We start from the raw sequence: 25,798 nt of genomic DNA on the forward strand, positions 1-25,798 counted from the left end.
AGATGTCAGGCAAAATCGCCATCACCCCGCGGTCGCTGTCGGCTGCGGGCCATCCGGCGCTGTCCTTGCTGACCGACCGGGGCTACGAGATTGTCTACCCCGCGCCGGGCAAGACGCCTTCGGAGGATGACCTCTTGCGTGCCGTGCCCGGCTGTGTCGGCTGGCTCGCCGGGGTGGAGCCGATCAGCCCCCGAGTGCTGGAGGCGGCGCGGGGCTTGCGGGTGATCAGCCGCAATGGCACCGGGGTCGACAACATCGACCTTGGCGTCGCCCGGGCGCAAGGCATCGCGGTCGAACGCGCCATGGCCGCCAATGCGCGCGGCGTGGCGGAACTGGCGATCACGCTGATGCTTTCGGCCTTCCGCTCGGTCCCATGGTCGGCGGGCCAGCTGCGCCAGGGCGACTGGCAGCGCCGCATCGGGATCGAGGCGCAGGGCCGCACCCTCGCCGTGATCGGCTGCGGCGCCATCGGGCGCGAGGTTGCGGATCTGGCCCTCGGCCTTGGCATGTGGGTGGTGGGCTATGACCCTTACCCCTCGAACTCCTTCGCCCGGCCCGGTTTCCGCTTTGCCGGGCTGGAGGAGGCTTTGACCCAGGCAGATGCTGTCAGTTTCCACTGCCCGCCCGGGGCGAAGCCGATCCTCGATGCCGAGATGCTGGCGCGGATGAAGCCGGGTGTCGTGGTGGTCAACACCGCACGGGCCGAACTGATCGACGACGACGCCATGCTTGCGGCCCTGGATTCGGGCCACATCGGCGGGCTTGCCACCGATGTGTTCCGCAAGGAGCCGCCCGAACTTTCGCCGCTTCTGACCCATGACCGCGTGATCCTGACCCCGCATGCCGGGGGGTTCACCCAGGAATCGGTTGAGCGCGCCACGCGGGTTGCCGTCGAAAACCTGCTCAAAGTGCTGGAGGCCTGAATGCTGGACGCCCGCCTTCTTGGAGACCCGAACCTGCTTGCTGCGCCCGCGGGCGCCTCGGTCTGGTGGCTGGGGCAGGCGGGTTTTCTGGTGGCGCAGGGCGGGTTGCGGATCGTGATTGACCCTTACCTGTCGGACAGCCTCGCCGAGAAATACCGCGGCAAGGCCTTTCCCCACCTGCGGATGATGCCGCCTCCGGTTCAGCCGGGGGCGTTGCGGGAGGTCGACTGGCTGCTTTGCACCCATTCCCACACCGACCACATGGACCCGGGCACCATCCCCGCACTTCTGGCCGCCAACCCCAAGGCGCAGGTTCTCGCCCCCCGCGCCGAACGCGCCAAGGCTTTGGAACGGGGCGTGCCGGAGGACCGTCTGCATCTGATCGACGCGGGCGAAAGCCTTGATCTGGGCGGGGTTGTGGTCACCGCGACTCCTTCGGCCCATGAGGAGTTGAAGATCACGCCGAGCGGCCATCTGTATCTTGGCTATGCGCTGAGGGGCGGCGGCGTGACGCTCTGGCATTCCGGCGACACGATCCCGCATGAGGGGCTGGTGCCTTCGGTGCTGCCTTTGGCGGTGGATCTGGCACTGCTGCCGGTCAACGGGCGCGATGCCAGACGAGCGGCCAATGGCGTGCCCGGCAACCTGACGCTGGAGGAGGCGGTGGCCCTGACCGACGCCATCGGGGCCGCGCACATGCTAGGCCACCACTTCGGCCTGTTCGATTTCAACACGCTGGACCGGGCGGAGGGCATGGCGCGCCTCGCCCGGCTGCGCCCCAGGGCCGCCGTGCAACTGGTGCAACCTCAGGTGGCCTATCACCTGCGGCCAAAGACATGAAAACAGGGAGAGAGCCATGGATTTCGGTTTGACGGGCAAGATCGTCGTTGTCACGGGCGGCAATGACGGGATCGGCAAGGCCATCGCCCAGGCCTTCCACGACGAGGGGGCCGTGGTCATCATCAACGGTCGCAACCGCGCGCGCCTGGACGCCGCCTGCGCCGAGATCGGCCCACGCGCGCATGGCGTGGTGGCGGATCTGCTGACGGCGGAAGGGGCCACGACCCTGGCCGATTTCGCCAAGGGCTTCGGCCCGGTGTCCTATCTGGTGAACAACATCGGCATCTTCGATGTCTGTGACTTCTTCGAGGTCAGCGACGACCGCTGGATCGAGTATTTCCAGCACAACATCATGACCGCCGTCCGCATCACGCGGCTGATCCTGAAGGACATGCTGGCACGGAACGAGGGCAGCGTGGTCTTCATCTCCTCCGAAGCGGCGATTAGGTCGATCGGCAACATGACACCCTATTCGACGACCAAGACGGCGATGCTGGGCCTGAGCCGGTCCTTGGCCGAACTGACCCGGGGCACGAATGTGCGGGTCACCAGTTACATGCCGGGCAGCACGGCGACGGCCTCGGTTCAGGGCTATTTCGAAGGGCTGGCCAAGGAGCAGGGCAAGACGGTGGAGGCGGCCTTGCGCGATTTCTACAAGGATGTGCAGCCCTCGAACCTGACACAGAAGCTGATCGACCCGGCGATGCACGGGCGCGGCGTGGTGCAGCTGGCCACCAATACCGCGATGAACGGGGTGACCCACCGCGCCGATGGCGGCACCATCCGGTCGATCTTCTGAGGGTGCCAGAATGACCAAATTCGGCATCCATTCCCTTGTGTTTGGCGATATCTGGGACGAGCCCCATGCCCGGACCGCCTGTCACATGGCGCGCGACATTGGCTATGACCTGATCGAGGTGCTGGTCTTTGACCCCACCACGCTCGACGTGGCGATGACGGCCAGGGTGGCCAGGGAGGCGGGCATCGGCCTTCGCTTGGGCATGGCCTTGGGCGCTGACAGCGACATTTCCTCCTCCGATGCGGCCACGGCGGCGCGGGGGGAGGCGACGGTGGCGCGCTGTCTGGAGATTGCCGCCGAGCTTGGCGCGCCGGCGGTCAGCGGCATCACCTATGCCGCCTTCAACAGCTACACCGCGCCCCCGACGGCGGCGCAGCGGGCGCAGGTGGTGGCGAGCCTGACCAGGTTGGACAAGAGGGCAGGGGAGCTGGGCGTGCGGCTCGGGCTGGAACCCGTCAACCGCTACGAAAGCTATATGGTGAACACGCTGGATGACGGGGCGGGGCTGATCCGGGCCGCGGGCGGGCGGAACCTGTTCCTGCATATGGACACCTTCCACATGAACATCGAGGAGGGCGATGTCGCCGCCGCCATCCAGCGCAACGCGGACCTTCTGGGCTATGCCCATCTCGCCGACAACAACCGCGCGCTCTTGGGGGCGGGGAGTTTCGACCTCAAGGGGTATTTCCGCGCTCTGGCCCTGGCCGGGTATCAGGGCGACTACACGGTGGAGAGCTTTTCGCCGCGCATGCTGACCCCGGGGCTTGTCGGTGGTTTGCGGTTGTGGCGGTCGGGTTGGGAAGACCCATTCCATGCCGCCATAATGGCGCTGGCGGTCATGCAATCGGGCGTTGCTTGCGCAAAAGCCGGGGTTGCGGCCGGATAGGAAAAGAAATTCCTTTTCAGGCGCGCTGCAAGCTATAGAATTGCGGGGATGGGACAGCCAAAAGGGAAGCCGGCCATGAACATTTCGGCGGAAAGCACGCAAGGTCTTTTGGCGCGGATCCGCTGGAAATCGGCCTATATGAACCCGGCCCTGCGCCGCATCGCGGACCGGGTTCTGAAGGCGCCGGAGGAGGTCAAGTCGATCTCGATCAAGGACCTCGCCACGCAATGCGAAGTCTCGGAGTCCACCGTCACCCGCTTTGTCCGCGAGATCGAGGTCAAAAGCTTTCAGCATTTCAAGATCCTGATCGCCGAAGAACTGTCGCAGAACGGCCGCCCGGCCGCCCCTGAACTGACCGACCGGCATGTCTATGAGGATATCACCGATGCCGACGACACCGCCTCGGTCATCTCCAAGGTCACGGCCCGCTATGCGATGACGATTTCGGACACGCGGGCGGGCCTGTCCTCGGAGGAGCTGGAAAGGGCGGTGGCGGCGATTGAAAAGGCCGAGACGCTGGCCTTTTTCGCGATGGGCGCCTCGCTGATCTGCGTCGAGAACGCGCTCCTGCGATTCATGCGGGTCGGCAAGTCGTGCCAGTTCTTCCGCGATCTGGGGATCCGGCAAATCTCGACCTCCACCCTCGGGCCGAAGTCGCTGGCGATTGCGGTGTCGAACTCAGGGCGGACGATTTCGACAGTGGACAGCCTCAAGACCGCCAAGGCGCAGGGGGCGGTGACGATGTGCATCACCTCTTTCCCGGATTCGCCGCTGGTGCGCTATGCCGATATCAAGCTTTTCACGCCCACGGTCTCGGGCTTTGCCGGCTCGGCGGATTATCAGGAATCCATGGTCTCCAAGATCGCGCAGCTGCAGGTGATCGACGTGCTCTATTCGCTATACGCGGTGCGCAATTTTGGCAGTGCGATTGCCGGGCTGGAGAAGACCTCGGACGTCACCTCGCTGACGCGGTACTGAGGGCGGACCGGTCTGCGGTTGGAGCCTGCGATTTAGGATTGAACGACTCAAGTCGGACCGGTTTACTCATGCCTTATTCTGGGCAGGAGGCGTAATATGGCATTCACCAATATTTCCGATCTGATGGCCGACCGCAGCAAATACACCAAACAGGTGAAAGCTGAAATCGCCCTTCAGTTGAAGAACAACACGATCCAGAAATTCTTCTATTACGACGGCATCACCCAAGGGTCGGCCAAGGTGCAGATGTTCGTTTTCGGCAAGGTCACCGCCGGCGAGCTGAAGCTTTTGAAGGAGGGTTCGACGGCTCAGGCGGTGGGGGAATGCTTCCTCAAGGACAAGGAGCTGAACATCGTCCTGTCCAAGGGCCGGATCCCGCAAGACAAGCTCGACAAGCTGATGAAGGAGATCGGGCCAAGCATCACGGCGGTCTTGTCCGACGGGATGGAGGCCAACCCGACCCTGACTGGCGCCGCGGCGTCGAGTGACCCGGCCAAGGAACAGGCGGCGAATATCGCCGCAGAGGCCCGCAAAGCCTTTGGCCGCATCCCCAAGGGGCTGGTCGGCATCGGCGTCGATGATCTGCGCGACGAGTTGGACGAGATCGAGGAGATGGCCGACGACGACCCGCTCGACCTGCCGGCCATGCGCAAGAAACTCGACGCGCTGGAAAAGGCCGTAGCCAAGCTGGACCTTGCGCCGAAAGCCTCGGGGACGCCGCCCAAGGCCGACGATGAAGCCGCCCGGCTCTGGGACAAGGTGATGGACCGGTTCGACCGGGTGAAGGCGCTGATCACCGATAGCGAGCGCGCCGAACTGCGCAAGCTCTGGGCGTTGGCCGATACGGTGCGCGAAAAGAAGACCAGCGCCGATCTGACCAAGGTTCTGGTTACGCTGGACAAGAAGATCATGGAATTTGCCAAGCTCGCCGTGGCCGACAAGACCAAGGCCAAGGAGAAGGCCAACGAGCCGCCGCCTTCGGGGTCCGAGGCGGAGCGGCTGACCAAGGTCATCGAAAAGAAGGTCGCCTGGGTCAAGGGCGCCGAGGCTCTGGTCACCAAGGAGCGCAACAGCCTGGAAAAAATCCGCTTTGCGATCATGGAGATGAAGGAGAAGTCCGGCGATCCGGCCGCCCTGCTGAAGGAGTTCGACGCCGCCGAAAAGCGGCTGAACACGGCGCGCGAAGGTCTGGACGAACAGCGCCGTCAGCATGGCGAATTGCTCAAGCGGCTGGAAAGCGCTTCTTCGGTCGACCCCAATCTGATACGCATCGCGCAGGCCGCCGAGGCGGATCTGGCCAAGCTCGACAGCCTCTTTGAGGATATCCCGATGCAGACCGCCCGCGACCAGATCCAGTCCAAGCTGGAGGAAATGGGGGCTGCGGTCGAATGGCGCGAGAAGCGGCTGAAGCAGGAGATTGCCGAAGGCAAGCACGGCATGGGCCGCCACGGCCCGCAAACCGGGTTGGAGGCGCAAGGCGTGCGGGCTTCGACAAGCGAGGCCTATCTCGACACTTCCGGCAGCACGCCCAAGGTCAAGGCGCGCGGGGCGGGTGTGACGCCGGACAGTGTTTCCAACCCTTCCGGCACCGCGCAGCGCAGCGTCAACCGCAACCCTGACGGCACCCCGGTGGACACCACCGTCCGCTGGAACGCGGTCGACATCACCTATGCCGAGGAAGACGGCAAGCGGGTGATCGTCGATGTCGACAAGACCGCCAAACAGATTGTGGCGACCGCCTCGCTCAGCGGAGCCTCCACCATCGGCTCGCTCTGGGCGACACCGGTGCTGGAAAAGCGCGCCTTCGACATTGTCGACGGGATTGCGAAGAAAATGGCGGTCTACCAGCAGTACAAGAAAACCGGCGCCGGCTATAACGATTTCAAATCGCTGGAAATCACCCTGGGCCAGGCCGAAAGCGGCGGGGCGGGCTGGGGTTACATGATGAAGAAGACCGGCAAGCACAGCCAGTCGCTGGACGAGCCGACCGCAAAGGGCTTCCTGCATGAGTTCCAGGACGGAAAGATCAGCCTGGAGGAGCTGTTCAAGAAGCTGAGCGTCAAGATGGCTGACACCGATGACACCGGCAAGAACATGGTGATGGGGGTGACGGCGATCTACCGGCGCAGCACGACCTCCGGCCCCTTCACCCAGGTCACCATGTATCCCAACAACGAGGTGAACAAGCTGGAGTGGCGGCCCAACAAGGACTATACCGGCACGCTGGAATTCAAATCGCCGCCGCCGATCGGCAGCAAGACCTTCAACATGCTGGCACTGCCCTAAACGGTTTAGGGTTCAACGGGGGCGCGGTCCAGCCCACATGGTCTGCGCCCCCGGGTTTCATTCGGCGGTCCAGCCGCCATCCAGCAGGACGGCGCTGCCGGTCATCAGGCTTGAGGCGTCGCTGGCCAGGAAGACAGCAGCGCCGGTGATATCCTCGACCGTGCCAAGCCGGCCCAGCTTGATCTTCGACAAGACGGCGGCGCGGAAGGTCGGGTCCTCGAAATAGCCTTGGGTCATCGGGGTTTCGATGAAGGTCGGGCAGATCGTGTTGACGCGGATCCGATGCGGGCCAAGTTCGATGGCCAGCGCCTTGGTGAACCCCTCCAGCGCCCATTTCGAGGCGCAGTAGAGCGTGCGGTTCGCAGCCCCGACATGGCCCATCTGTGAGGACATGTTGATCACCGACCCACCCTTGCCGGCGGCCCGCATCTGCCCGGTCACCGCCTTGGCCGCGAACAGCGCCGCGCGCAGGTTCAGGCCAAGGACGGCGTCGTAATCCGCCTCGGTCACTTCCGACAGGGGCTTGGGGCGGTTGGTGCCGGCATTGTTGACGAAGATGTCAAAGGCGGGCATGGCGCCGACAAGGGCCGCAAAGCCCGTCACATCGGTCACATCGGCCACCAGAGCCTGCGCTATCAAGCCCGCGTGGCGCAGGGCCGCCGCCGCGCCCTCGATCTCGGCGCTGGTGCGGGCGCACAGCGTGACTTCGGCCCCCGAGGCCGCATAGGCCTGCGCTATGGCAAGGCCAATGCCGCGCCCGGCGCCGGTGACCAGCGCCCGCTTTCCGTCAAGCCGGAAGCTCGGGGCCGCCACGCTCATTCTGCGGCGGCTCCGTAGGCCAGGTTCTGATGGCCATAGCGGCGCACCCGGACGTTGCACTGTTCGGCGTGGCCGACAAAGCCCTCCAGCAGGCACAGGCGCGAGCCATAGGCCCCTATCATGGCCGCCGCCTCATCGGTGGTGATCCGCTGATAAGAGTGGGTTTTCAGGAACTTGCCGACCCAAAGCCCGCCGGTATAGCGCCCGGCCTTCTTGGTCGGCAGCGTGTGGTTGGTGCCGATCACCTTGTCGCCATTGGCCACATTGGTGCGGGCGCCGAGGAACAGCGCGCCATAGCTGTGCATGTTGTCCAGATACCAATCATCACGGTCGGTCATCACCTGCACATGTTCGGAGGCGATGAAATTGGCGGTGTCCAGCATCTCCTGGTGGGTGTCGCAGAGGATGACCTCGCCATAATCCTCCCAGCTTTTGCGGGCGGTGTCGGCGGTGGGCAGGATCTTCAGCAGGCGCTCGATCTCGACCAGGGTCGCCTCGGCCAGCTTGCGGCTGGTGGTCAGAAGGACGGCGGGCGAGTTGTAGCCGTGTTCGGCCTGGCCCAAGAGGTCGGTGGCGCAGATTTCGGCATCCACTGTGTCATCGGCGATGACCATCGTCTCGGTCGGGCCGGCGAACAGGTCGATGCCGACGCGGCCGAACAGCTGGCGCTTGGCTTCGGCGACAAAGGCGTTGCCGGGGCCGACCAGCATGTCGACCGGCCGGATCGTCTGGGTGCCAAGCGCCATGGCGCCAATCGCCTGGATGCCGCCCATGACATAGATCTCATGCGCGCCGCCAAGCTTCATGGCGGCGATCACCGCCGGGTTGGGCGCGCCCTTGAAGGGCGGGGTGGCGGCGATGATGCGCGGCACCTTGGCCACTGAGGCGGTCGCCACCGACATGTGGGCCGAGGCGACCATCGGGAACTTGCCGCCCGGCACATAGCATCCCACCGATTGCACCGGGATGTTGCGATGGCCGAGGATCACGCCGGGCAGGGTCTCCACCTCGATATCCCGCATAGAATCGCGCTGGGCCTGGGCAAAGTTGCGGACCTGTGCCTGGGCGAATTTGATATCCTCCATGTCGCGCGGGGCGACCCGGTTCATCAGGGCCTCGATCTCACCCTCCGACAGGCGGAAGGATGCGGGGGAGTATTTATCAAACTTTTCCGACAGGTCGCGCACGGCGGCATCGCCACGGGTTTCGATGTCTTTCAGGATGGCCTCGACCGAGGCGCGCACCTTGGCGTCCTCCTCGGAGCGGGCCAGTTCTGGCTTCCCGTGTTTTAAATGCGTGACGGTCATGGTCCGGTCCTTTTCTTTGGCATGTCGGGGACAGGCGGGTCAGCCTGCCAGATCGTTTGATTTCTTGAAGGCCGCGAGCCGGCCCAGCATCGTATCGCGCCAGGCCCTGCGTTTGGCGAGGTCTTCCTTGGGCAAGACGGCCCGGCGATCTTCGGTGGCCTTCGCGATCACCGCATCGGGCCAGGGGCCGGGCGGCGGCTCGCGCTCCATGCCGGCGTAAAGGCCGCGCAGGCGGGCGGCGTAGTCGTCGATGCCGCCTGGCGCGTTGAGGTCGATGGTCTCGAACGGCCCCATGAAGGACCAGCGCAGGCCAAGGCCATGGGCGATGGTGGCGTCAATATCGGCGAGGCTGGCGATGCCGTCCTGATAAAGCGCCCATGCCTCGTTCAAGAGAACGCCCTGCAAGCGGTTGAGGACAAAGCCGTCAATTTCGCGCGTCAGGCGCACCGGCACCTGACCCACCGCGCGCATCAGGCCGGCCACCATCTCCACCGCGGCGGGTGCGGTCCAGGGCGCGGGCACGATCTCGACCACGGGCACCAGATGCGGCGGGTTGACCGGGTGGGCGATCAGGAACTGCGCCCGGTTGGCGCAGCCTTCGGTGAACTTCGAGGCCGGAATGCCCGAGGAGGAGGACCCCACCACCGCATCCGCCGCCATCGCGGCATCAATCGTCAGGCTGACCTCCGTCTTGGCGGCGACGGTCTCGTAAACCGATTCCTGCACATAGAAGGCACCGGACAAGGCGTCGTCCAGTCGGTCATGCACCGTTATCCGGGCCAGGATCGCCTCCGGTGCCTCGATCAGGCCGGCACTTTGCAACTCGGCCAGACTTTCGCGCGCCCAGGGCAGGATGCGGGCGCGCACCTCTGCCGAAGGGTCATGGGCCTGCACCCGGTAACCGGCACGGGCAAAGACCAGGGCCCAGCCCGAGCCGACGAGCCCCGCCCCGACGATGGCAACCGGCCGCCTGTCCTGCATCACGCCACCCGCGATTTCTCGCCGTCGGCGAGGCAGATTTCGGTGATGCGCAGCCCTTCCTTGCTGATCCGCGAGGGGAAGGCGTCGCGCAGGCCCTCTTCGTGGATCGGGATGACCCGGCGGGCTTCGTAACCCACCTGGCTCATCATCTCTTCGGTGGCGAGGATCAGGTTGGTCTGGCTGCCGACGGCGAGGCCGACCGGTGTGTACATCGTCTCCACATCGACCACGGCGCCCGAATTGCTGAGGTTGGAGAATTGATAGACGAGGTCGCCGGCCAGAACCCAGGTGTCCTGCGACGGTTTTTGCCCGTCATTGCGGACGGTCACCCACATCGAACCCCAGGTGTGGCTGTCGGGCGCGGCATGCAGGTCGATGCCCGGCAGCACGTCCTCCATCGCGCCATCCACCGTCACCAGCCGCTTTTCCGCCGCAAGACCCACACCGCGCACGATGTCGCCGGGATCGACCGCCACCATCATCCAGCGCATCCGGTCGGGCAGGGACATGGCCCAGACCCATTTGGAAATCTCGCGCTCCTGAATGTAGAATTTCGCCTTGGGGAAATCCTCGACATTGCCGAAATGGTCAAAGTGGGCATGGCTGATGAAGCAGGTGTCGACATCCGCAGGCGTCAGGCCCACTTCGGCCAGAACCACCTTCGGGTCCCGCCAGTTTTCCACCCCGAAGCGGTCGCCGAGCGTCTTGCCATAGGCCTTGTCGTTGTAGCCGACATCGACCATGGCGACATGGCCTTTGCCTTTGATCACGACATAGCAATAGGGCAGCTTCACATAGCCCTGATTGTGCGCGCCGTAGAGAACGCCGCTTTTGTGGTACTGGCTGACATAGCTGTATTCCAGCACCCAGATCGAATAATCCGCCATCGTTTCCTCCCCTTCGGTTCAAGTCTTGGGCTGCGCGCAAGCGCAGCAGGCATGTGTGAAATCAACCATGTGCAGCCCGGCCTTCGGGGCGCTTGCGGCCTCCAGATGGGCATAGGCGCGCTTGATCTGCACCGTCATCAGGTCGAGTTTCTGTGTCGGATCGGCGCTGGGGCGCAGCTCCGGGAACGTTCTCAGGACAAGGTCAGAAAAAGCCAGCGCGCTGTCGAGTTGCACCTTGTGGCGCTGAAGGCCAGAGGGCGGCGTCAGGCTGCCAAGCCGCTCCGCCGCGTCCTGCCAGCGGGCGCGGCATTGGGCCAGTTCGGGCAGGTCGGCCATCTCGGTCCTTTTGGTCAGGCGGGCGAGGATCAGGAGGCCTGAAAGTTGGCCGATCACGCGGCGCAGATCCTCGTAGACCGGCTTGCAGGCGCGGGCATATAGGGCCACCGCATCGGAGCCGAGGGTGCGGGACAATTCTTCGGGGTCGGGCACCGCTTCGGGTGGCGTGCCGTCGAGGGACAGAAGGCAATCCGGCTTGTGGGTCGCGGCGAGGCGGGTGAAAAGGTCGGTGCTGGTCATTTTCCCGCTCCTGGCCGGCGGTCGCGGACGGTCCTGCGTTCGACCAGCGGGCCGGGCGGAATGCGTTGAATGCGTTGCGGGATCTGGCGTTCGGCGGCCAGTTCGCGGGCCAGGATCACGGTGGCGGCCATCATCTCCTCCAGCGGTTGGGCGACCGTGGTCAGGCGGTGCGAAGGCCAGCCCGCCATCGCGATATTGTCATAGCCGATGACCGAAACATCGCCCGGCACGCTGATCCCAAGGCCCTCCTGCAGCGCCTCGATGAAGCCGATGGCCACGATGTCGTTGGCGCAGAGCACGCCATCCGGGCGCCGGGGCAGGGCGTTCAGGCCAAGACCCGCCGTATAGCCGGCCTCGTAGGAGAACATTCCCGCCTCGATCACCTGCGGCGGGGCCAGGCCGCGCGCCACCGCACCCTCGTAAAACCCGCGATGGCGTTCGACATTGGTCGAGGCGCCGGGAAAGGCCGAGACATAGGCCAGCTCGCGGTGGCCGAGGTCGATCAGATGCGCAGCCGCGCGGCGCCCGCCCTCGACATTGTCGCAGGAGACGCCAAAGCCCAGACCATCCGCCGAAAGCCGGTTGAAGAAGATCACCGGGGCGCCGGCCGCCTCGCATTTCTCGCGGGCATGGGAGTCGAGATTGGTGGCCAGGACGATCATCAGGTCGGGCTGATAGGTCAGCAAAAGTTCCACCGCCTCGTCGATCTTTTCGGGCTGTTCGGCGGCGGCGAGCATCAGGTTGATGCCGGCCTGCTGCAACAGGCTGGTCAGGCGCGTCATGACCTCGGGGTAGAAAGGGTTGGTCAGATCAGAGACGACCATGCCGGCAATCTGGGTCTTCTTGGTGATCAGGCTTTGGGCAAAGGGATTGGGGCGGTAGCCGATCCTGGCTGCATGTTCCAGCACGGACTTGCGAGTTTCCGGCGCGATCACCGCATCGGGATAGAAGGCGCGCGAGACGGTGGACACCGACATGCCCAGATCGCGTGCAAGGTCCTTGACCGTCACGCGGGCTCTGGGATTGGGTTTCTGCGGGTCCATCGGGTCTCTCCTGCTGCATCGGGCCGAACGGGTCGGAAGCCGCGATAATGCGCATGATCGGCATTTAGGCAATGCGAACGAGGGGCTGCGGCCCGGCCGAGGGAGCATCAGCCGGGCCGCAGCGGGCAGCTTACGGCTTCACTGTCGCTTCCACTTTGGTCAGCTTGTACATGTCGGGGGCTGCTTCACAGGGATCGCAGTTGATGCCGGGCTGGTTGCTGGCCGCGGGCACATCGGCGGGCAGGGGCTGGATCGTGGCCCCGGCCACCGGCGTGCCGTTCAACGCGGATTCGACATTGACCTCGGGCAGAAGAACCGGGTTCAGGACCTCGCTGACGAAGGAAGACGGCACCTTTGCCGGCGGGAAGACGTTGCAGCCGTCGGTATAGCTGTCGCCGGTGCAGAGCTTGACCTTGTCGGCCGGAACCCAGGGCAGCGGGTATTCGATGTTGTGCGGCGGCAGGTCACGCTTCTTGGTCAGCACTTCCATCGCGAGTTTGAAGGCGTAACCGGCCTGCGCGGGCGGCGAACCGGCGGAGACGCCCTTCAGCCCCTTGGCCTGCATGTCCGGATCGGCCAAGGCCAGCCGGAAGCCGGCGGAGTTTTCGCCCGTCATCGGCACCAGCGGGTGGCCTGCATCCAAGAGCGCCTGGATGGCGCCATATTCGCCGGCCTGGGCCCAGATGCCCTGCACGTCCGGGTGGGCGGCCAGGGCCTTCGCGGTTTCCTGCTGCGTGGTGCGGTCATCCCAGTAGGAATAGTATTCGGCCACGACCTCGATGCCGGGGTACTGCTTGAAGATGCTCATCGCGCCATCGGTATGGCGCTGGTCGACCGAGTTGCCGGGCACGCCGCGCGACAGGAAGATCTTGCCTTTGCCGCCGAGTTCATTGACCAGGGCCTGCGCCGTGTTCTCGCCAAAGCCCGAGGACAGGTAGCTGACGTTGTAGGCGCAGCTTTCGGTCACGGTGGCGTCATACATGAAGAACAAGACACCCGCCTCGCAGCCCTGCTTGATAGTGCGGTTCAGCGCGGTGGAGGAGATCGGGAAGCTGATGATCGCATCGGCCCCGGCGTCGATCATGCTTTCATAGGCCGAAATCTGGCCCTGCGGGTCGGTGCCCGAGATATTCTCGATCAGCTCGACCTCCTTGTCATAGGGGGCGGTGGCGGCCAGCGCCTTGACGATATTGGCCGCCTCGGACTGCCAGGCGTTGCCCGAATAGCTGAGGCTCAGGTAGATCTTGAACTTGTCGCCATCCTTGGCCTGAGCCTCTGCCGCCCAGATCAGGCCGGTCGCAGCCAAGGCAGCCGTCGCGACCGAATTCTTCAGCCAGTTGAAGTGCATTGTCGTCTCCTCCTCCGTTAGGGTTGGCTGCGGCGCGCCTTGTCTCAGCGCCAGATGTTCCGCAGTTTCTGAAACAGCTCCTCGCGCAGCAAAAGCAGCGCAAAAAGCACGATTGAGCCTTCAATCACCGTGCGAAGGCCGAATTCGAGACCGAGGGCAGAGATGATCGTGCCCAGCGTGGTCAGCAGGATTGCCCCGCCGACGGTGCCCAGATAGGTGCCGCTGCCGCCCAGGATGGACGATCCGCCGATCACCACCGCCGCGATTGACGGCAGCAGGAAGTCATCCCCCATCCGCAACGTGGCCCCGTTGGAATAACCAACCAAGGCGATGCCCACGAAACCGGCGCACATGGCAGAAATCACATAGGGCAGGATCTGCATCGCCGTGACGGGGACGCCGGCGATGCGGGCGGCCTCCAGGTTGGTGCCGATGGCATAGAGGTAGCGGCCAAAGATCGAGCGGCTCTGCACGAGCCACCCCAAAAGGACGAAGCCCACCAGAACCACCACCGGCATCGGCAGGCCCATCAGGCGCGCCTTCATCAGCCCGACCGCGGCAAAGGGCGCCGCGCCGCGCGGCGTGCCGCTAGTATAACCCAGAAGCGCCGAGGCCACGATGATCGACATGGCCATGGTCATGATGAAGGGCGGCACCCTCAGGAACACGACGCCGCAGCCCGATACCAGCCCGACCAGCCCGCAGATCACCAGCACCACGGGCAGCAGATACCAGGCGCCGGGGTCGCTGGCGCCGACCCAGCTGGTGGCCAGAATGCCGCCCAGCGTGATGACCGAAGGCAAGGACAGATCCAGCCCGCCCGACAGGATCACCAGACCCTGCCCATAGGACAGGACCACCAGAAAGAACCCCAGCACCAGAACGGTTTCAACCTGCGACCATGAACCGAGGGCGGGGCTGACGAACCGCGCGCTGAGCAGCAGGAGCACGCAAAGCACCGCCACCGTCACCGCGCTGATCGTCTCGCGGCTGACGCGGGCACTGGTCCGCGTGTCGCCCGCTTGGGCGAATTGCGCCTTGGTCTGGCCCATCTGCTCGGTCATTTGGGGTCTCCGATCCGGGTCAGAAGGCCGCTGAACACCACGGCGAGGATCAAGGCCACGCCCTGAAACATGCCGGTGTAGAAGGACGACACGCCGGAGGAGAACAGCACCTTCTGCAGCAGCATCAGCAGCGCCGCCCCCATGACCGAGGCGAAAACCCCGCCCCGCCCGCCCGACAGCGAGGTGCCGCCCAAGGCCACGGCGGCAAAGGACAGCATCAGCAGGGGCGTGCCCGCATTGGGGTTGCCCGTCGCCGTCTGCGCGCTCAGCATGAAGCCCGCGATGCCGTAAAGCGCACCCGCCACCATATGGGTGATGAAGCGGACCCGCACCGTGTTGATGCCCGACAGCCGGGCCGAGGCCTCGTCCGCGCCGATGGCATAAAGCGCCAGGCCAAAGTTCGTGCGGCGGATCAAGAGCCAGACCCCCACCACCGCCACCACAACAAGGCCCGAGACTGGAACGGTCTTCCACAGCCGGTCGGTCATCTGATCGGCGGTCCAGTTCGCCACCGCGCCGCCCGGCGCCTTCAGGATCACCAGTGCAATGCCCTGACAGATGATCATGGTCGCCAACGTCGCCGCGATGGATTGCAGCCGCAGCACCGCCACTAACAGCCCATTGACCGCGCCCGCCGCCAGCCCGATGGCAATGCACATCAGAACCGACAACACCGCGCCACCCGGGCCCTCCATCGGATAGACCGCCATCGTGACGTTGCAGATCGAGATGATCCCCGCCACCGAAAGGTCGAATCCGCGGCTGATCACCACCAGCGCCTGCCCGGCCGCCGCCAGCGCCAAAGGCGCCGTGTTGTTCATCAAAGAGGCGAAGGACGCGGTCGTCAGCGCCCTTGGCTGTTGGTAGGCGTAAAGCGCATAGAGGATCAGATAGATCCCGAGGATCAGCCCGGCCCCCTTGGTCAGCCGAGCCAGAACCGCCTGCCAGGCCGGGGTTCTCAGGCTTTCAGTCTGCGCAAGGCTCATGGGCAGACCCCTTCGACCGGCATGCCGCGTCCGTGGATCGCCGTGACCAGGGATTGTTCGGAAATCGCGTCGCCGGCGAATTCGCGGAAGATCCGCCCGCCGTATAGCGCAAGGCAACGGTCGGCCAGTTGCACGACCTCGGGCAGTTCGGAGGAATAGAACAGCACCGATCCGCCCTCCGCCACAAAGGCGCGCATCGCGGCGTAGATGGATTGCTTGGTGCCCACGTCCACCCCCCGTGTCGGGTCAAACAGCAGCAGGGTCCGCGCCCCGGTCGCCAAAGTGCGCGCCACCAGCGCCTTTTGCTGGTTGCCGCCGGACAGATCGCCGATGGCAAAGCTCAGGTAGCGCGGGTTCATCTCGACATTGCGGGCGGCGGGCAGGGCAGCGCGCAACTCGGCCTGCGGGCCGATCAGCGTGGCGCGTGCGGCTTGGGGCAGGATCGGCAGAACCACGTTGGTGGCCGCTGTCAGACCGGCCAGAATGCCCTCGGTCTTGCGCTCTTCCGGCAGGTAGGCGATGCCGCTGCCGGCTTTCAGCGCCTGGCGCGGGCTGGTCAGCCGCACCGGCTGCCCGTCGATGGCAACCGTCCCGCGTTCGGGCAGGGCGAGGCCCGCCAGAATGCGAAACAGGCCGCGCTGCCCTTGCCCCTCCAGCGCCGCCAGACCCAAAAGCTCACCCGGCCGCAGGTCAAATGAGATGTCTTCCAAGCCGCGCCCGCCCAATCCCGCGACTGACAGCCTGGCCACCCCGGTGGCGTTTGCCGTCGAAGCCCGGCTGCGGGCCGCGTGGTCGACCCTGCGGCCCACCATCATCTCGAAAATGTCCTCGTCCGAGGCCTGCTCCAGGCTGACCGACGCGATGGAACTGCCGTTGCGCAGCACTGTCGCGTCGGCGCAGATCTGGCGCACTTCGGCAAGCCGGTGCGAGATGTAAAGCACCGCCACCCCGCGCGCCGTTGCCAGACGGATCCGTTCGAACAGCCAGTCGGTCTCGGCCAGCGCGGCCGTCGGCTCATCCAGGATCAGCACACGGCCGGCTTTTTCAATGGCGCGGACGATCTCGATGCGCTGGCGTTCGGCCAGGGGCAGCGCGCTGATCTGCGCCAGGGGATCAATGCGGCCGAGGTCGTGGCGGGCGAGGATTTCGGTGGCAACCTCAGTCACGCGCCGGGCCGAGACCAGGCCGACGGGGCCGCGCGGCAGCGCCGGCAGCAGCAGATTCTGCGCGACCGACAGATTGGGGACCAGGCTCAATTCCTGAAAGGCGGTGGCAACGCCAAGCGCGCGCGCCTCGGTCAGCGACCGCGGCATGTAGGCGCTGCCGCCCAATTGCAGCCGTCCGACATCGGGTAACACCGCGCCGGTCAGAATTCGCACGAGGGTCGATTTTCCCGCGCCGTTTTCGCCCAGAAGGGCATGGACCTTGCCGGCCGCCAGGGAAATGTCAGCGTTTTCAAGCGCGACCGTGGCGCCATAGGTCTTGCGAAGGCCCGTCGCGCAAAGCGCAATATCCCACCGAAGGGGAACGGCCTGCGCCGCGCCCTGTCTGGCATCTATCATTGTGGTCTCCCCCCACCTTCTCAGGTTACGCCAAATGAGAACGTTCCCTGAGAACGTTCTCATTTGGGCATGGCCGATAACCTCCGTCAAGTTTTTTCTGTGTCCTGGGCCGGCGGCGAGGAGAGACTTGAGATTATATCATTTTGTTACAATGTCTTGGCGCGAAAATCCGCCCGGCGATGTCGCCCGGCCCGTGCCGCGTCGAAGCAAACGCCTCCTGCGGCGCGAGCGCGGCGCAGGCAATCTGCTGGCGCCGACTTGCACCCGGCCATTGGGGTACGATTCGTCCGACAGCCGCGGGCTGCCGATCTGGCATCTGCGGTCCGATCTAACCGTTGGCGGGCAACGCCGTTGACTTAGCGGTGGTCAATCTTGCTGACCCGCATCACCGCGCCGGCGAGGCGTTCCAGCGGCAGTTCCTCCTCGACCGCGCCAGCGGCTTTCGCCTCTTTCGGCATGCCGTAGACGACGCAGCTTTCCTCATTCTGGCCGAAGGTGCGGGCGCTGGCATTGCGCATTTCCTTCAGGCCGCGCGCGCCGTCATCGCCCATCCCGGTCATGATGACCCCGATCGCATTGCGCCCCGCCACCCGGGCGACCGAGCGGAACAGCACGTCGACCGAGGGCCTGTGGCGCGAGACGGGGGGGCCGTCCTTGATGTCGACCATGTAATTGGCCCCGCTGCGCTGCACGAGCAGGTGGTGATTGCCCGGTGCCACGAGGGCGTGGCCGCGCAGCAGCCGGTCGCCCTGCTTCGCCTCCGACACGCTGATGGCGCAAGAGGTGTTCAGCCGGTCGGCAAAGGCGCGGGTGAAAGCGCCCGGCATGTGCTGGACGATCACGATGGCGGGGGAGTCCGGCGGCATCGCCTCCAGAAAGATCCGCAAGGCCTCGGTCCCGCCGGTCGAGGCGCCCACGGCCACGATCTTCTCGGTGGTCTGGGTCATGGCGCCGGAATTGCCGGGGGCTGCCAGAATGACATCGGCGTTGTGCTTGGCCTCAACCGCGGTGTGGCGTTGCAGGAAGACCCGGGCCTTGCTGGCGGCCTTGATCGTTTCGATGATGACGCGGTGGCTTTCATCCAGAAAGGATTTGACCGCCATCTGCGGCTTGCAGATCACATCGACCGCGCCCGCCGCCATCGCCTCCATATAGGTTGCGGATTTGTCGGCGACGAGGGAGGAGCAGATCACCACCGGAATCGGATGCTGCGCCATCAGCTTGCGCAGGAAGGTCAGCCCATCCATCCGCGGCATTTCGACATCCAGCACAATGACATCGGGTCGTTCCTGGCGCATCTTTTCGGCGGCCACGAAAGGGTCCATTGCGGCCGCCATCACCTCCAGCCCGGGGTCGGAATTGATGATTTCGGTCAGGCTTTGGCGGACGACCGCGCTGTCATCCACGATCAGGACACGGGATTTCTTGCGCAGGACAGGGCTTCTGGGGTCATGCAGCATGACTGGACTTTCGGTAAACTGAGGGGGCGACTTGCGTCAGCGCGGCGGGCAGGGGGGAGATGGCCTCGGCATGGCCGGTGATCAGATAGCCGCCGGGGCGAATGTGGCGCAGCACGTTGTTGATCGCAGCGATCTTGTCCTTGGTTTCGAAATAGATCAGCACGTTACGCAGAAACACCACATCTGCGGTCACGGCGAAGTTGGGCGAGAGATCGACCAGGTTCGCCCATTCGAATACGGCCTTGCGCCGCAGGTCGGGTACGATGCGGAACACCGGCTCAAGTGCACCGATGGCGGCTCCGGGCTTTGACCGCAAAAGATAGATGCGCCGCAGGTCATCGTTGAGGCCGGAAAGTTCGGTCTTGGCAAAAACCGCGTTGGCCGCGCGCACCAGAACCCGGCGCGAGACGTCGGTGCCGTGCAATCCCCAGCGCAAACCGCCGGGAAAACTCTGGCTATACTTGTCGAGGACGATGCCGGCGGTCCACAGCTCTGATCCGATCGAACAGGCGGCGGACCAGACGATCAGGGGCCATTCCTTGCCGGCGCCGAGTTTCACCAGTTCCGCCAGGCCTACGGTGCGCAGAAATTCGTAGTGCCCGGCTTCGCGGAAGAAATCGGTGGTATGGGTGGCCAGCGCCTCCACCAGATGTTGCGCTTCCCGGCCCCCCTGATCGCCTTGCAGACGCCGGATATAGTCGCCAACCCCGGACAGGCCGAGTTCGCGCAGGCGGCGGTTGACCCGCAAGGCCAGGAAACCAAGGTTGTTGGAATCCACGTTGATGCCCGACAGACGCTTGACCGTTTCCACGATCAAGGCCGCATCGCGCGGGGCGATCGTCGCGGCGGGATCGCCGGTGCCGACCAGCAGGTCCACGATGGCGCGATTTGCTGAATTGCGCATGCATCACTCGAAATCAAAAGGGCCGCGCAGGTCGTCCGACAGCAGTTTGCTGAAGGAAAGTACGAAGACCAGGCGACCATCCAGCCGCGCCACCCCTTCCAGGACCGAGGAGTTCCACGTGCCAAGGGCGGTCGGCGCCGCTTCGATCCGCTGGGGCGGAATTTCGGTCACGTTGCGCACCCGGTCGGCGATGATCCCGATGGCCGACTTCGCCGCCCCGCCGATTTCCAGAATGATGATGCGGCGGTCCGGCGATTCCGGGTTGGACCCGAGGCCCAGTTTGCTTTGCAGATCCAGAACGGCCAGACCCTCGCCGCGCACATCAATCATGCCCAGAAGCTCCATCGCGGCATTGGGCAGGGGGGCGACCGGCTGCATGTCAAGGATCTCACGCACGTCGCGGACATCGGTCGCAAGGGTCTGCGCCCCCATGTCGAAGGTGACATAGGTCGCGGTCTGGTTGGCATGCGCCACCTCTGACTCACTTGGTTCAACAAAACCCATGAATGCGGCAGAGGGCGTCGCGGCGGTTACTTTGGCCAGGGCCATCAGGACACCTCAAGGTTTTCGGGGGAATGAGCGGGGCGCCGATCAGGGCCCCCCGCCGGAGACTTAGCCTTCAGTAACGTTCGAAGTCCTGGTCCGAGACCGAGTCCGGCCCAAGATCCACAAGAATCCCATTGGTCCCCGTGCGCCGTGCTGTGGAGGAGACCGGTATTTCCGCAGCTTTCGGCTTCAGGGGCGTCACCGAGCCGCCGGAGCGTGCCGTTCTGCCGGGCGCGGCCGGACGGTGGACCGCTTTGCCGGCCGGGCGTTGGGCGGCGCGTTCGGCCTCGGCGCCAAGATCGAAGAAGCCGATCACCCCATGCAGCGACTCGGATTGCGAGGCGAGCTCTTCGGAGACCGAGGCGGCTTCGGTGGCCGCAGAGGCATTGCTTTGAATGACCGAGTCGAGCTGCCGGATCGCCTGGTTGATCTGATCCGCCCCGGTGTTCTGCTCGCGCATCGCGGTGGAGATTTCCTGCACCAGATCGGCGGTGCGCCGGATGTTGGGCACCAGAACCTGCAACATCTCGCCGGCTTTCTGGCTGACCTCGACCGTCTTGCCGGAAAGGGCGTTGATTTCACCGGCGGCTTGCTGGCTGCGCTCGGCCAGTTTTCGCACCTCCGAGGCCACGACGGCGAAGCCCTTGCCGTGCTGCCCGGCGCGTGCCGCCTCGACCGCCGCATTCAGGGCCAGAAGGTCGGTCTGGCGGGCGATTTCCTGGATGATGGTGATCTTGTCGGCGATCGTCTTCATCGCGGCCATCGCCTCATCCACGGCCTTGCCGCTGTCGATAGCCTGTTGCGCGGACTGGGTCGCGATCTTCTCGGTTTGGGCCGCATTGTCCGCGCTTTGCCGGATATTCGCCGTCATCTCTTCCATCGCGCTGGAGGCCTGTTCGGCCGCCGCCGCCTGTTCGGTCGCCCCAGAAGACAGCTGATCCGCCGTTGCATTCATCGCATGTGCGCCGCTGGCCACCGCATTGGAGGCCACATTCATGTCAGAGACCACGGACCGCAGCTTGGCGACCATGACCTCAAGGGCGATCCCGAGCGAGTCATCCTGCGAGCGGCGTTCGGTGGTGACCGTCAGATCGCCTTTGCTGATCCGTTCGGCCACCGTGGTCATCTCGCGCAGCGAGACGCTCATCTCGCCCATCGCACCCAGAAGATCGCCGATTTCATCCTTGGCACTGGTGGTCGTGTCAGACCACAGATCGCCGATCGCGACCTTGCGGGCGACATCCACCGCCCGACCAAGCCCCCGGCTGATCGAGACGGACAGCCAGATCGCCGCCAGCGCGCCGCCGAGAAGGGCCAGCCCGGCCATGGCCAGCAAAAGGCTGCGCTTGGTGTCATATTCGGCTTGTGCATTGGCCACATCGAGGGACATCGCGTCGCGGTCCATCGTCACGATCTTGGTGGCCAGATCGCGCAGCTTGGTCTGCTCGGCGGCAAAATCGCCGTTCAGCAGGTCCGCAGCCCTGACGCTGGACATTTGCGCGGCAAGATCAAGCACCTTGCGCATCACGTCAGCCCATTGCTTGAAACTGGCAAGCAGGGCATCGACGTTGGGGTTGGTCCCAAGACCAGTCAGGCTCTTGAGCTTTGCAAGTCCCTCATCCGCCGTCTTGAGGCTGGCATTGGCGGCGGCAAGTTCGGTTGCGATCTCGCTCTCTTCATCCGAGATGATCGCGTTCTTTTCGCTGATCAGGGCCTTGTATTCCGCCCTCTCGAACTGGTCCATCGCCGCCTCGAAGTCGAGCATCGGCACCAGGCCGGACTGCACGGCGTCGGTGCGCACCTGATCCACCAGCTTCTCCATCTCGATCCGCAGGCGGCGCCCGTCGCCGGTCGACAGATCCGCGGCCTTCCGGTCGGTGTTGGAGCGCGAGATATCGAGGATCCGCGAGAGGATGTCGCGCAGTTTGACGGTCAGGGGGGCCATCTGCGTCAGGGCATCGTCGGTCTTGTCATCTGCCACGGCGCGCAGATCGGCCATATCCGTATCCAGGTCCTGCTGCGCCGCCTTTATTGCATCCTCGACCGTGGTCATGTCTGCGTCGGAGGTGGAGTCGATATGGCTCTTCGTCAGGCTTTCAATCGAAATCAGCGACAGTTGCAGTTCGCCGGCGATCCGCACACTTTCGGCCGATTGATGCACCAGCTTCTGCATCTGCTCGTTCTCGGCGGACAGCGCCGTGACGGAAATATAGGCCAGCCCCGACAGCAGTGCCAGAATGGCCACGAAAGTGGCAGCGAGTTTGGTCTTGATGGTAAGGCGCATGTTTGCGGTCCTTGCGAAAGATCGTTGAGGTCAGTTCATGCCAATGGGCGTGGGCTCGGGTCGAAACAGGGTGTCACCGTTCAGCACGACGACGAGGCCCTTCGGATAGCGCAGGACGCCCAAGACATAGATGTCGGGCCAAGGGGCGCCGAGGTCGGGCACGGGCTCCAGCTTGCCCAGATCGACATCGACCACCTCTTCCACCGCGTCGGCCATGATCGCCAGGCGCACCGGTTCGGCATTCAGCGTGGTTTCGATCACCACGATCCTGGCGGTGGGTTGCGCCGGGGAGGGCTGCATGCGCAGCCGGTGGCGCAGATCCAGCACCGGAACGACGGCGCCGCGCACGTTGATCAGCCCCGGTGCGAAGGCGGGGGCATTGGGCACGCGGGTGATCTGGATCGGGTCGATGATCTCGTTGACGATCCGCACCGGGATGCCGAAGGCCTCGCCCGAGAGGCGCATGATCAAGGCCATTTCGGCACCTTCGGCCAGGATGGCCGTGGCAGGCGCCTCTGAGGTCGCGCCGGGCAGGGGACTGCTGTTCAAGGGTTCGCCCTTCCTATGCTGCGTGGCGGGTCTGGTCCTTGGCGGCACCCGCCATTCGGGCCAGACGGTTGACATCGGTGATCAAGGCGACCGAGCCATCGCCAAGGATCGTGGCCCCGGCAAAGCCTTCGACCCGGTCATGATAGGGCCCCAATGGCTTTATAACTGTCTGATTTTGTCCAAGAATATCGTCGACGACCAGGCCGAGCCGGGCGCCATCCGCCTTGACGATCACGACGCGCCGCCGAGTTTCGGTGCTGGGGCTGGCATCGAAGGCGTCGATCAGGTCGATGAAGGGCACCAGTCTTTCGCGGATTTGCAGCATGGTGCGGCCGCTGTCACGACTGCGTTCCACCGCGTCGAACTCCACGCATTCCTCGACCGAGGCGAGCGGAATGACGTAGCGCGAGGTACCCAGCCGGACCAACAGCCCATCGATGATCGCCAGCGTCAGCGGCAGGCGCAGTGTGACCCGCGTGCCCTGTCCCGGCCAGGATTGCACATCGACCGAACCGCGCAGCGCCGTGACGGTGGTCAGCACGGCATCCATGCCCACCCCGCGTCCCGAGACCGAGGACACGGTGGCAGCGGTCGAAAATCCTGGCGCAAAGATCAGCTTGTGCAATTCGGCCGCGCTCAGATCCTGCTCGGCCCCGATCAGACCGCGTTCGACTGCCTTCACCCGGATCGCCGCCGCATCCAGCCCTTTGCCGTCATCCTCGATCGAGATCAGAATCTCGCCAGCCTCCTGTCGCGCCGAGAGCCGCAGGCGGCCCTGCGCTGACTTGCCCGCAGCTTCGCGCGCAGAGGCCGCCTCGATGCCGTGGTCCATCGAATTTCGGATCATGTGGACCAGGGGTTCGCTCAACCGGTCCAGCACGTTCTTGTCGATCTCGGTGTCGCCACCGAGCGTTTCCAGTTCGACCTCCTTGCCCAGTTCGGTCGACAGATCCCGCACGACCCGGCGGAATTTGCCGAACACCATCTCGATCGGCAGCATTCGCACCGAAAGTGTCGCGTCGCGCAGACCGGTGACGAGGCGCTCCACCTCCTCCACCAGTCCTTCGAGCGCAGGCGCATCGATGCAATCCGAGATCTGGCGGAGCCGGGCCTGCGCGATGACCAGTTCGCCCAGCTGGTCAAGGATCTCGTCCAGTTTTCCGGAGGAGACGCGCACGCTGTCGCTCGCAGCATCGGCCTTTTGCGCCGCCGGCATATCTGCGGGTTTCGCCCCTGCGGATCTGGTGCCGGCGGGCTTCGCCACCTCTGCCGGCGCCGTGGTGACGCCGTTCTGCGCGGGCGCATCCATTTCGCGGATATCCAGCTCCGCATCATCGGCGAAGATGAACACGGCTTCCAGCGCCGCGCGCGGCTGGCTCGTCGCAAGATCGACATGCCAGGTCAGGTAGGACATGGAGGGATCGAAGGCATCAAGGGCCGGGACATCGCTGGCGTCGATCTGCGCGCGCCCCGTGCCAAGGGCCAGCAATTCTTCGATCAGCCGTTCGGGACGCATGCCGTTGTGCAGCGCGTTGGGGGCGGGCCGGAAGGTGATCTGCCATCGGCGCTGCGTCTCTGGCGCAGTCGGCACGGCCGCCCCCGCATCGAGACAGGCCTCAAGTTCGCTCAAGAGTTCGGCAATCGCTGACGATTTGACCAGCGCCTCCGCCGCGGGCGTGTCACCGCCGCACTCCAGCATCGCCATCATCTGGTCGCGGGCGCGCAGGACGACGTTGATCAGCGCCTTGTCGACGGCCAGATCTCCCGCCCTGATCCGATCAAAGGCATCTTCGAAGTGATGGATGAAGCTCGACATCAGCCGGAAGCCGAACATCGCCCCGCCGCCTTTCAGCGTGTGCAGGCCGCGGAAAACCGCGTCGATCATTTCGGGGTCGGGGTGCTGTTCCAGGTCGAGAAGGGCGCTTTCCAGCCCTTCCAGGATATCTTGCGATTCAAGGACATAGGCTTCCACAGCGGGGTTGAGGTCCACCATCTGTCAGCCCACCAGCTTCTTCGTGACCGCCAGCAGCATGTCAGCGTCAAAGGGTTTGTTGAGCCAGCCCGTCGCCCCGGCAGACTTGCCCTCTGCCTTGAGGTCGGCCTTGGTTTCGGTGGTCAGCATGACGATGGGCACGCCGCCGCCCTTGGGGTCGCGCCGCGCGTTGCGGATGAAGTCGAGCCCGTTCATCACCGGCATGTTCAGGTCGACGATCACCAGAGAGACCGCATCGGCGCGCAGTTGCGCGATGCCTTCGGCGCCATTGGCCGCCTCGATGACGCGGTATCCCGCCCCGCGCAGGGTCAGGCCCACCATGTCGCGGATGGCCTTGCTGTCATCAATCGTCAGAATTGTCTTGGCCATTATACGGTTTCCCTGACTGGCATGGTCGCGCCCGGATTGTGAATCGTCTCTTTCAGAAGCTGGCCCAGCTCTCGCGTCGCGATCGGGCCGAAGCCAAGAAAGCCATCCTGGTCTTGCAGGCTGTTCTTGCAGGAGATCGCGACCTGCAAAGCGAAAATGGTCGCGTTCGGCTTGTCAAACTCGACCAGGAGCGGTGTCGTTGCCGCGATCTGATCGGCGCAGGCCGTGCAGGCTGCCGCGGCGCTCTGAAGGTCCAATTCGGATTTGATGAAAAGGATTGGTTCAGTTTGCAAGAGAGGCCTCCCGTTCGCAATTGCCGCAGATGTCGACAGTGAGACTAGGAACATTCCCTTCCAAACCTGTTAATATCGTGAAATTAATCCGTAGAATTTGAACTTCCCGCTTAAG

General features: G+C 64.6%; 24 protein-coding genes. 6 read left to right on the top strand and 18 right to left on the bottom strand.

The annotated features are described in order from the left end of the window. Positions 1–2 precede the first annotated feature (2 nt). The 6 genes from AC1DVR_RS02975 (at position 3) to AC1DVR_RS03000 (ending at position 6,712) form a co-directional block, all read left to right on the top strand. Complete coding sequence (locus tag AC1DVR_RS02975; protein WP_477999032.1) at positions 3–923, top strand: phosphoglycerate dehydrogenase; 921 nt, start codon at positions 3–5, stop codon at positions 921–923. Continuing rightward, positions 924–1,763: an MBL fold metallo-hydrolase gene (locus tag AC1DVR_RS02980; protein WP_477999033.1), complete on the top strand. Its 840-nt coding sequence runs from the start codon at positions 924–926 to the stop codon at positions 1,761–1,763. A gap of 16 nt (positions 1,764–1,779) precedes the next feature. Then, a complete protein-coding gene (locus AC1DVR_RS02985) occupies positions 1,780–2,562 on the top strand; it encodes an SDR family NAD(P)-dependent oxidoreductase (protein WP_477999034.1) in 783 nt (260 codons plus the stop codon). Between the two features lie 10 nt (positions 2,563–2,572). Beyond that, positions 2,573–3,448 carry a sugar phosphate isomerase/epimerase family protein gene (locus tag AC1DVR_RS02990; RefSeq protein WP_477999035.1) on the top strand — a complete coding sequence of 292 codons (876 nt, stop codon included), beginning with the start codon at positions 2,573–2,575 and terminating at the stop codon, positions 3,446–3,448. 75 nt (positions 3,449–3,523) lie between these two features. Further along, positions 3,524–4,426: a MurR/RpiR family transcriptional regulator gene (locus tag AC1DVR_RS02995; RefSeq protein WP_477999036.1), complete on the top strand. Its 903-nt coding sequence runs from the start codon at positions 3,524–3,526 to the stop codon at positions 4,424–4,426. Positions 4,427–4,522: 96 nt separating this feature from the next. Continuing rightward, the gene (locus AC1DVR_RS03000) at positions 4,523–6,712 is read left to right on the top strand and encodes a hypothetical protein (RefSeq protein WP_477999037.1); all 2,190 of its coding nucleotides are present in this window, start codon (positions 4,523–4,525) and stop codon (positions 6,710–6,712) included. 57 nt (positions 6,713–6,769) lie between these two features. Here the strand turns inward: AC1DVR_RS03000 and AC1DVR_RS03005 are convergent, their stop codons facing one another. The 18 genes from AC1DVR_RS03005 to AC1DVR_RS03090 all read right to left on the bottom strand — a co-directional run bounded on the left by AC1DVR_RS03005 (position 6,770) and on the right by AC1DVR_RS03090 (position 25,647). Beyond that, positions 6,770–7,531 (bottom strand): SDR family NAD(P)-dependent oxidoreductase, encoded by a 762-nt coding sequence (locus AC1DVR_RS03005; RefSeq protein ID WP_477999038.1) that lies wholly within the window; start codon positions 7,529–7,531, stop codon positions 6,770–6,772. Beyond that, positions 7,528–8,838: a histidinol dehydrogenase gene (gene hisD / locus AC1DVR_RS03010; protein ID WP_477999039.1), complete on the bottom strand. Its 1,311-nt coding sequence runs from the start codon at positions 8,836–8,838 to the stop codon at positions 7,528–7,530. The genes AC1DVR_RS03005 and hisD overlap by 4 nt, the downstream gene beginning before the upstream one ends. 39 nt (positions 8,839–8,877) lie before the next feature. After that, positions 8,878–9,819 (bottom strand): 3-hydroxyacyl-CoA dehydrogenase, encoded by a 942-nt coding sequence (locus AC1DVR_RS03015; RefSeq protein WP_477999040.1) that lies wholly within the window; start codon positions 9,817–9,819, stop codon positions 8,878–8,880. Further along, positions 9,819–10,706: an N-acyl homoserine lactonase family protein gene (locus tag AC1DVR_RS03020; RefSeq protein ID WP_477999041.1), complete on the bottom strand. Its 888-nt coding sequence runs from the start codon at positions 10,704–10,706 to the stop codon at positions 9,819–9,821. Before AC1DVR_RS03020 ends, AC1DVR_RS03015 begins: the two co-directional genes overlap by 1 nt. 18 nt (positions 10,707–10,724) lie before the next feature. Then, complete coding sequence (locus tag AC1DVR_RS03025; RefSeq protein ID WP_477999042.1) at positions 10,725–11,282, bottom strand: hypothetical protein; 558 nt, start codon at positions 11,280–11,282, stop codon at positions 10,725–10,727. Beyond that, complete coding sequence (locus AC1DVR_RS03030; RefSeq protein ID WP_477999043.1) at positions 11,279–12,325, bottom strand: LacI family DNA-binding transcriptional regulator; 1,047 nt, start codon at positions 12,323–12,325, stop codon at positions 11,279–11,281. The genes AC1DVR_RS03025 and AC1DVR_RS03030 overlap by 4 nt, the downstream gene beginning before the upstream one ends. Positions 12,326–12,455: 130 nt before the next feature. Continuing rightward, positions 12,456–13,673 (bottom strand): sugar ABC transporter substrate-binding protein, encoded by a 1,218-nt coding sequence (locus AC1DVR_RS03035; RefSeq protein ID WP_477999044.1) that lies wholly within the window; start codon positions 13,671–13,673, stop codon positions 12,456–12,458. A gap of 44 nt (positions 13,674–13,717) precedes the next feature. Next, on the bottom strand, positions 13,718–14,737 hold the full coding sequence (locus AC1DVR_RS03040; protein ID WP_477999045.1) for an ABC transporter permease: 1,020 nt from the start codon (positions 14,735–14,737) through the stop codon (positions 13,718–13,720). Beyond that, a complete protein-coding gene (locus AC1DVR_RS03045) occupies positions 14,734–15,723 on the bottom strand; it encodes an ABC transporter permease (RefSeq protein WP_477999046.1) in 990 nt (329 codons plus the stop codon). The genes AC1DVR_RS03040 and AC1DVR_RS03045 overlap by 4 nt, the downstream gene beginning before the upstream one ends. Next, the gene (locus AC1DVR_RS03050) at positions 15,720–17,285 is read right to left on the bottom strand and encodes a sugar ABC transporter ATP-binding protein (protein ID WP_477999047.1); all 1,566 of its coding nucleotides are present in this window, start codon (positions 17,283–17,285) and stop codon (positions 15,720–15,722) included. Before AC1DVR_RS03050 ends, AC1DVR_RS03045 begins: the two co-directional genes overlap by 4 nt. Positions 17,286–17,641: 356 nt before the next feature. After that, positions 17,642–18,745: a protein-glutamate methylesterase/protein-glutamine glutaminase gene (locus AC1DVR_RS03055; RefSeq protein WP_477999048.1), complete on the bottom strand. Its 1,104-nt coding sequence runs from the start codon at positions 18,743–18,745 to the stop codon at positions 17,642–17,644. Beyond that, complete coding sequence (locus AC1DVR_RS03060) at positions 18,735–19,649, bottom strand: CheR family methyltransferase (RefSeq protein ID WP_477999049.1); 915 nt, start codon at positions 19,647–19,649, stop codon at positions 18,735–18,737. The genes AC1DVR_RS03055 and AC1DVR_RS03060 overlap by 11 nt, the downstream gene beginning before the upstream one ends. Before the next feature lie 3 nt (positions 19,650–19,652). Beyond that, positions 19,653–20,198: a chemotaxis protein CheW gene (locus AC1DVR_RS03065; protein WP_477999050.1), complete on the bottom strand. Its 546-nt coding sequence runs from the start codon at positions 20,196–20,198 to the stop codon at positions 19,653–19,655. 70 nt (positions 20,199–20,268) lie between these two features. After that, on the bottom strand, positions 20,269–22,479 hold the full coding sequence (locus AC1DVR_RS03070) for a HAMP domain-containing methyl-accepting chemotaxis protein (RefSeq protein ID WP_477999051.1): 2,211 nt from the start codon (positions 22,477–22,479) through the stop codon (positions 20,269–20,271). 30 nt (positions 22,480–22,509) lie between these two features. After that, the gene (locus tag AC1DVR_RS03075) at positions 22,510–23,028 is read right to left on the bottom strand and encodes a chemotaxis protein CheW (protein ID WP_477999052.1); all 519 of its coding nucleotides are present in this window, start codon (positions 23,026–23,028) and stop codon (positions 22,510–22,512) included. Between the two features lie 13 nt (positions 23,029–23,041). Then, positions 23,042–25,021: a chemotaxis protein CheA gene (locus AC1DVR_RS03080; protein WP_477999053.1), complete on the bottom strand. Its 1,980-nt coding sequence runs from the start codon at positions 25,019–25,021 to the stop codon at positions 23,042–23,044. A 3-nt stretch (positions 25,022–25,024) separates the two neighbouring features. After that, entirely contained in the window at positions 25,025–25,390 is a 366-nt protein-coding gene (locus AC1DVR_RS03085) for a response regulator (protein WP_477999054.1), read from the bottom strand. Continuing rightward, positions 25,390–25,647, bottom strand: coding sequence for a hypothetical protein (locus AC1DVR_RS03090; protein WP_477999055.1), 258 nt, complete (start codon positions 25,645–25,647; stop codon positions 25,390–25,392). The genes AC1DVR_RS03085 and AC1DVR_RS03090 overlap by 1 nt, the downstream gene beginning before the upstream one ends. Positions 25,648–25,798: the final 151 nt, after the last annotated feature.

The organism is Rhodobacter sp. P2_H5 (assembly GCF_056403335.1).

Bases quoted from the DNA above. Each gene is read 5' to 3' on its own strand.
- AC1DVR_RS02975 (WP_477999032.1), top strand. From the start codon at position 3: ATGTCAGGCAAAATCGCCATCACCCCGCGGTCGCTGTCGGCTGCGGGC.
- AC1DVR_RS02980 (WP_477999033.1), top strand. From the start codon at position 924: ATGCTGGACGCCCGCCTTCTTGGAGACCCGAACCTGCTTGCTGCGCCC.
- AC1DVR_RS02985 (WP_477999034.1), top strand. From the start codon at position 1,780: ATGGATTTCGGTTTGACGGGCAAGATCGTCGTTGTCACGGGCGGCAAT.
- AC1DVR_RS02990 (WP_477999035.1), top strand. From the start codon at position 2,573: ATGACCAAATTCGGCATCCATTCCCTTGTGTTTGGCGATATCTGGGAC.
- AC1DVR_RS02995 (WP_477999036.1), top strand. From the start codon at position 3,524: ATGAACATTTCGGCGGAAAGCACGCAAGGTCTTTTGGCGCGGATCCGC.
- AC1DVR_RS03000 (WP_477999037.1), top strand. From the start codon at position 4,523: ATGGCATTCACCAATATTTCCGATCTGATGGCCGACCGCAGCAAATAC.
- AC1DVR_RS03005 (WP_477999038.1), bottom strand. From the start codon at position 7,531: ATGAGCGTGGCGGCCCCGAGCTTCCGGCTTGACGGAAAGCGGGCGCTG.
- hisD (WP_477999039.1), bottom strand. From the start codon at position 8,838: ATGACCGTCACGCATTTAAAACACGGGAAGCCAGAACTGGCCCGCTCC.
- AC1DVR_RS03015 (WP_477999040.1), bottom strand. From the start codon at position 9,819: ATGCAGGACAGGCGGCCGGTTGCCATCGTCGGGGCGGGGCTCGTCGGC.
- AC1DVR_RS03020 (WP_477999041.1), bottom strand. From the start codon at position 10,706: ATGGCGGATTATTCGATCTGGGTGCTGGAATACAGCTATGTCAGCCAG.
- AC1DVR_RS03025 (WP_477999042.1), bottom strand. From the start codon at position 11,282: ATGACCAGCACCGACCTTTTCACCCGCCTCGCCGCGACCCACAAGCCG.
- AC1DVR_RS03030 (WP_477999043.1), bottom strand. From the start codon at position 12,325: ATGGACCCGCAGAAACCCAATCCCAGAGCCCGCGTGACGGTCAAGGAC.
- AC1DVR_RS03035 (WP_477999044.1), bottom strand. From the start codon at position 13,673: ATGCACTTCAACTGGCTGAAGAATTCGGTCGCGACGGCTGCCTTGGCT.
- AC1DVR_RS03040 (WP_477999045.1), bottom strand. From the start codon at position 14,737: ATGACCGAGCAGATGGGCCAGACCAAGGCGCAATTCGCCCAAGCGGGC.
- AC1DVR_RS03045 (WP_477999046.1), bottom strand. From the start codon at position 15,723: ATGAGCCTTGCGCAGACTGAAAGCCTGAGAACCCCGGCCTGGCAGGCG.
- AC1DVR_RS03050 (WP_477999047.1), bottom strand. From the start codon at position 17,285: ATGATAGATGCCAGACAGGGCGCGGCGCAGGCCGTTCCCCTTCGGTGG.
- AC1DVR_RS03055 (WP_477999048.1), bottom strand. From the start codon at position 18,745: ATGCTGCATGACCCCAGAAGCCCTGTCCTGCGCAAGAAATCCCGTGTC.
- AC1DVR_RS03060 (WP_477999049.1), bottom strand. From the start codon at position 19,649: ATGCGCAATTCAGCAAATCGCGCCATCGTGGACCTGCTGGTCGGCACC.
- AC1DVR_RS03065 (WP_477999050.1), bottom strand. From the start codon at position 20,198: ATGGCCCTGGCCAAAGTAACCGCCGCGACGCCCTCTGCCGCATTCATG.
- AC1DVR_RS03070 (WP_477999051.1), bottom strand. From the start codon at position 22,479: ATGCGCCTTACCATCAAGACCAAACTCGCTGCCACTTTCGTGGCCATT.
- AC1DVR_RS03080 (WP_477999053.1), bottom strand. From the start codon at position 25,021: ATGGTGGACCTCAACCCCGCTGTGGAAGCCTATGTCCTTGAATCGCAA.
- AC1DVR_RS03085 (WP_477999054.1), bottom strand. From the start codon at position 25,390: ATGGCCAAGACAATTCTGACGATTGATGACAGCAAGGCCATCCGCGAC.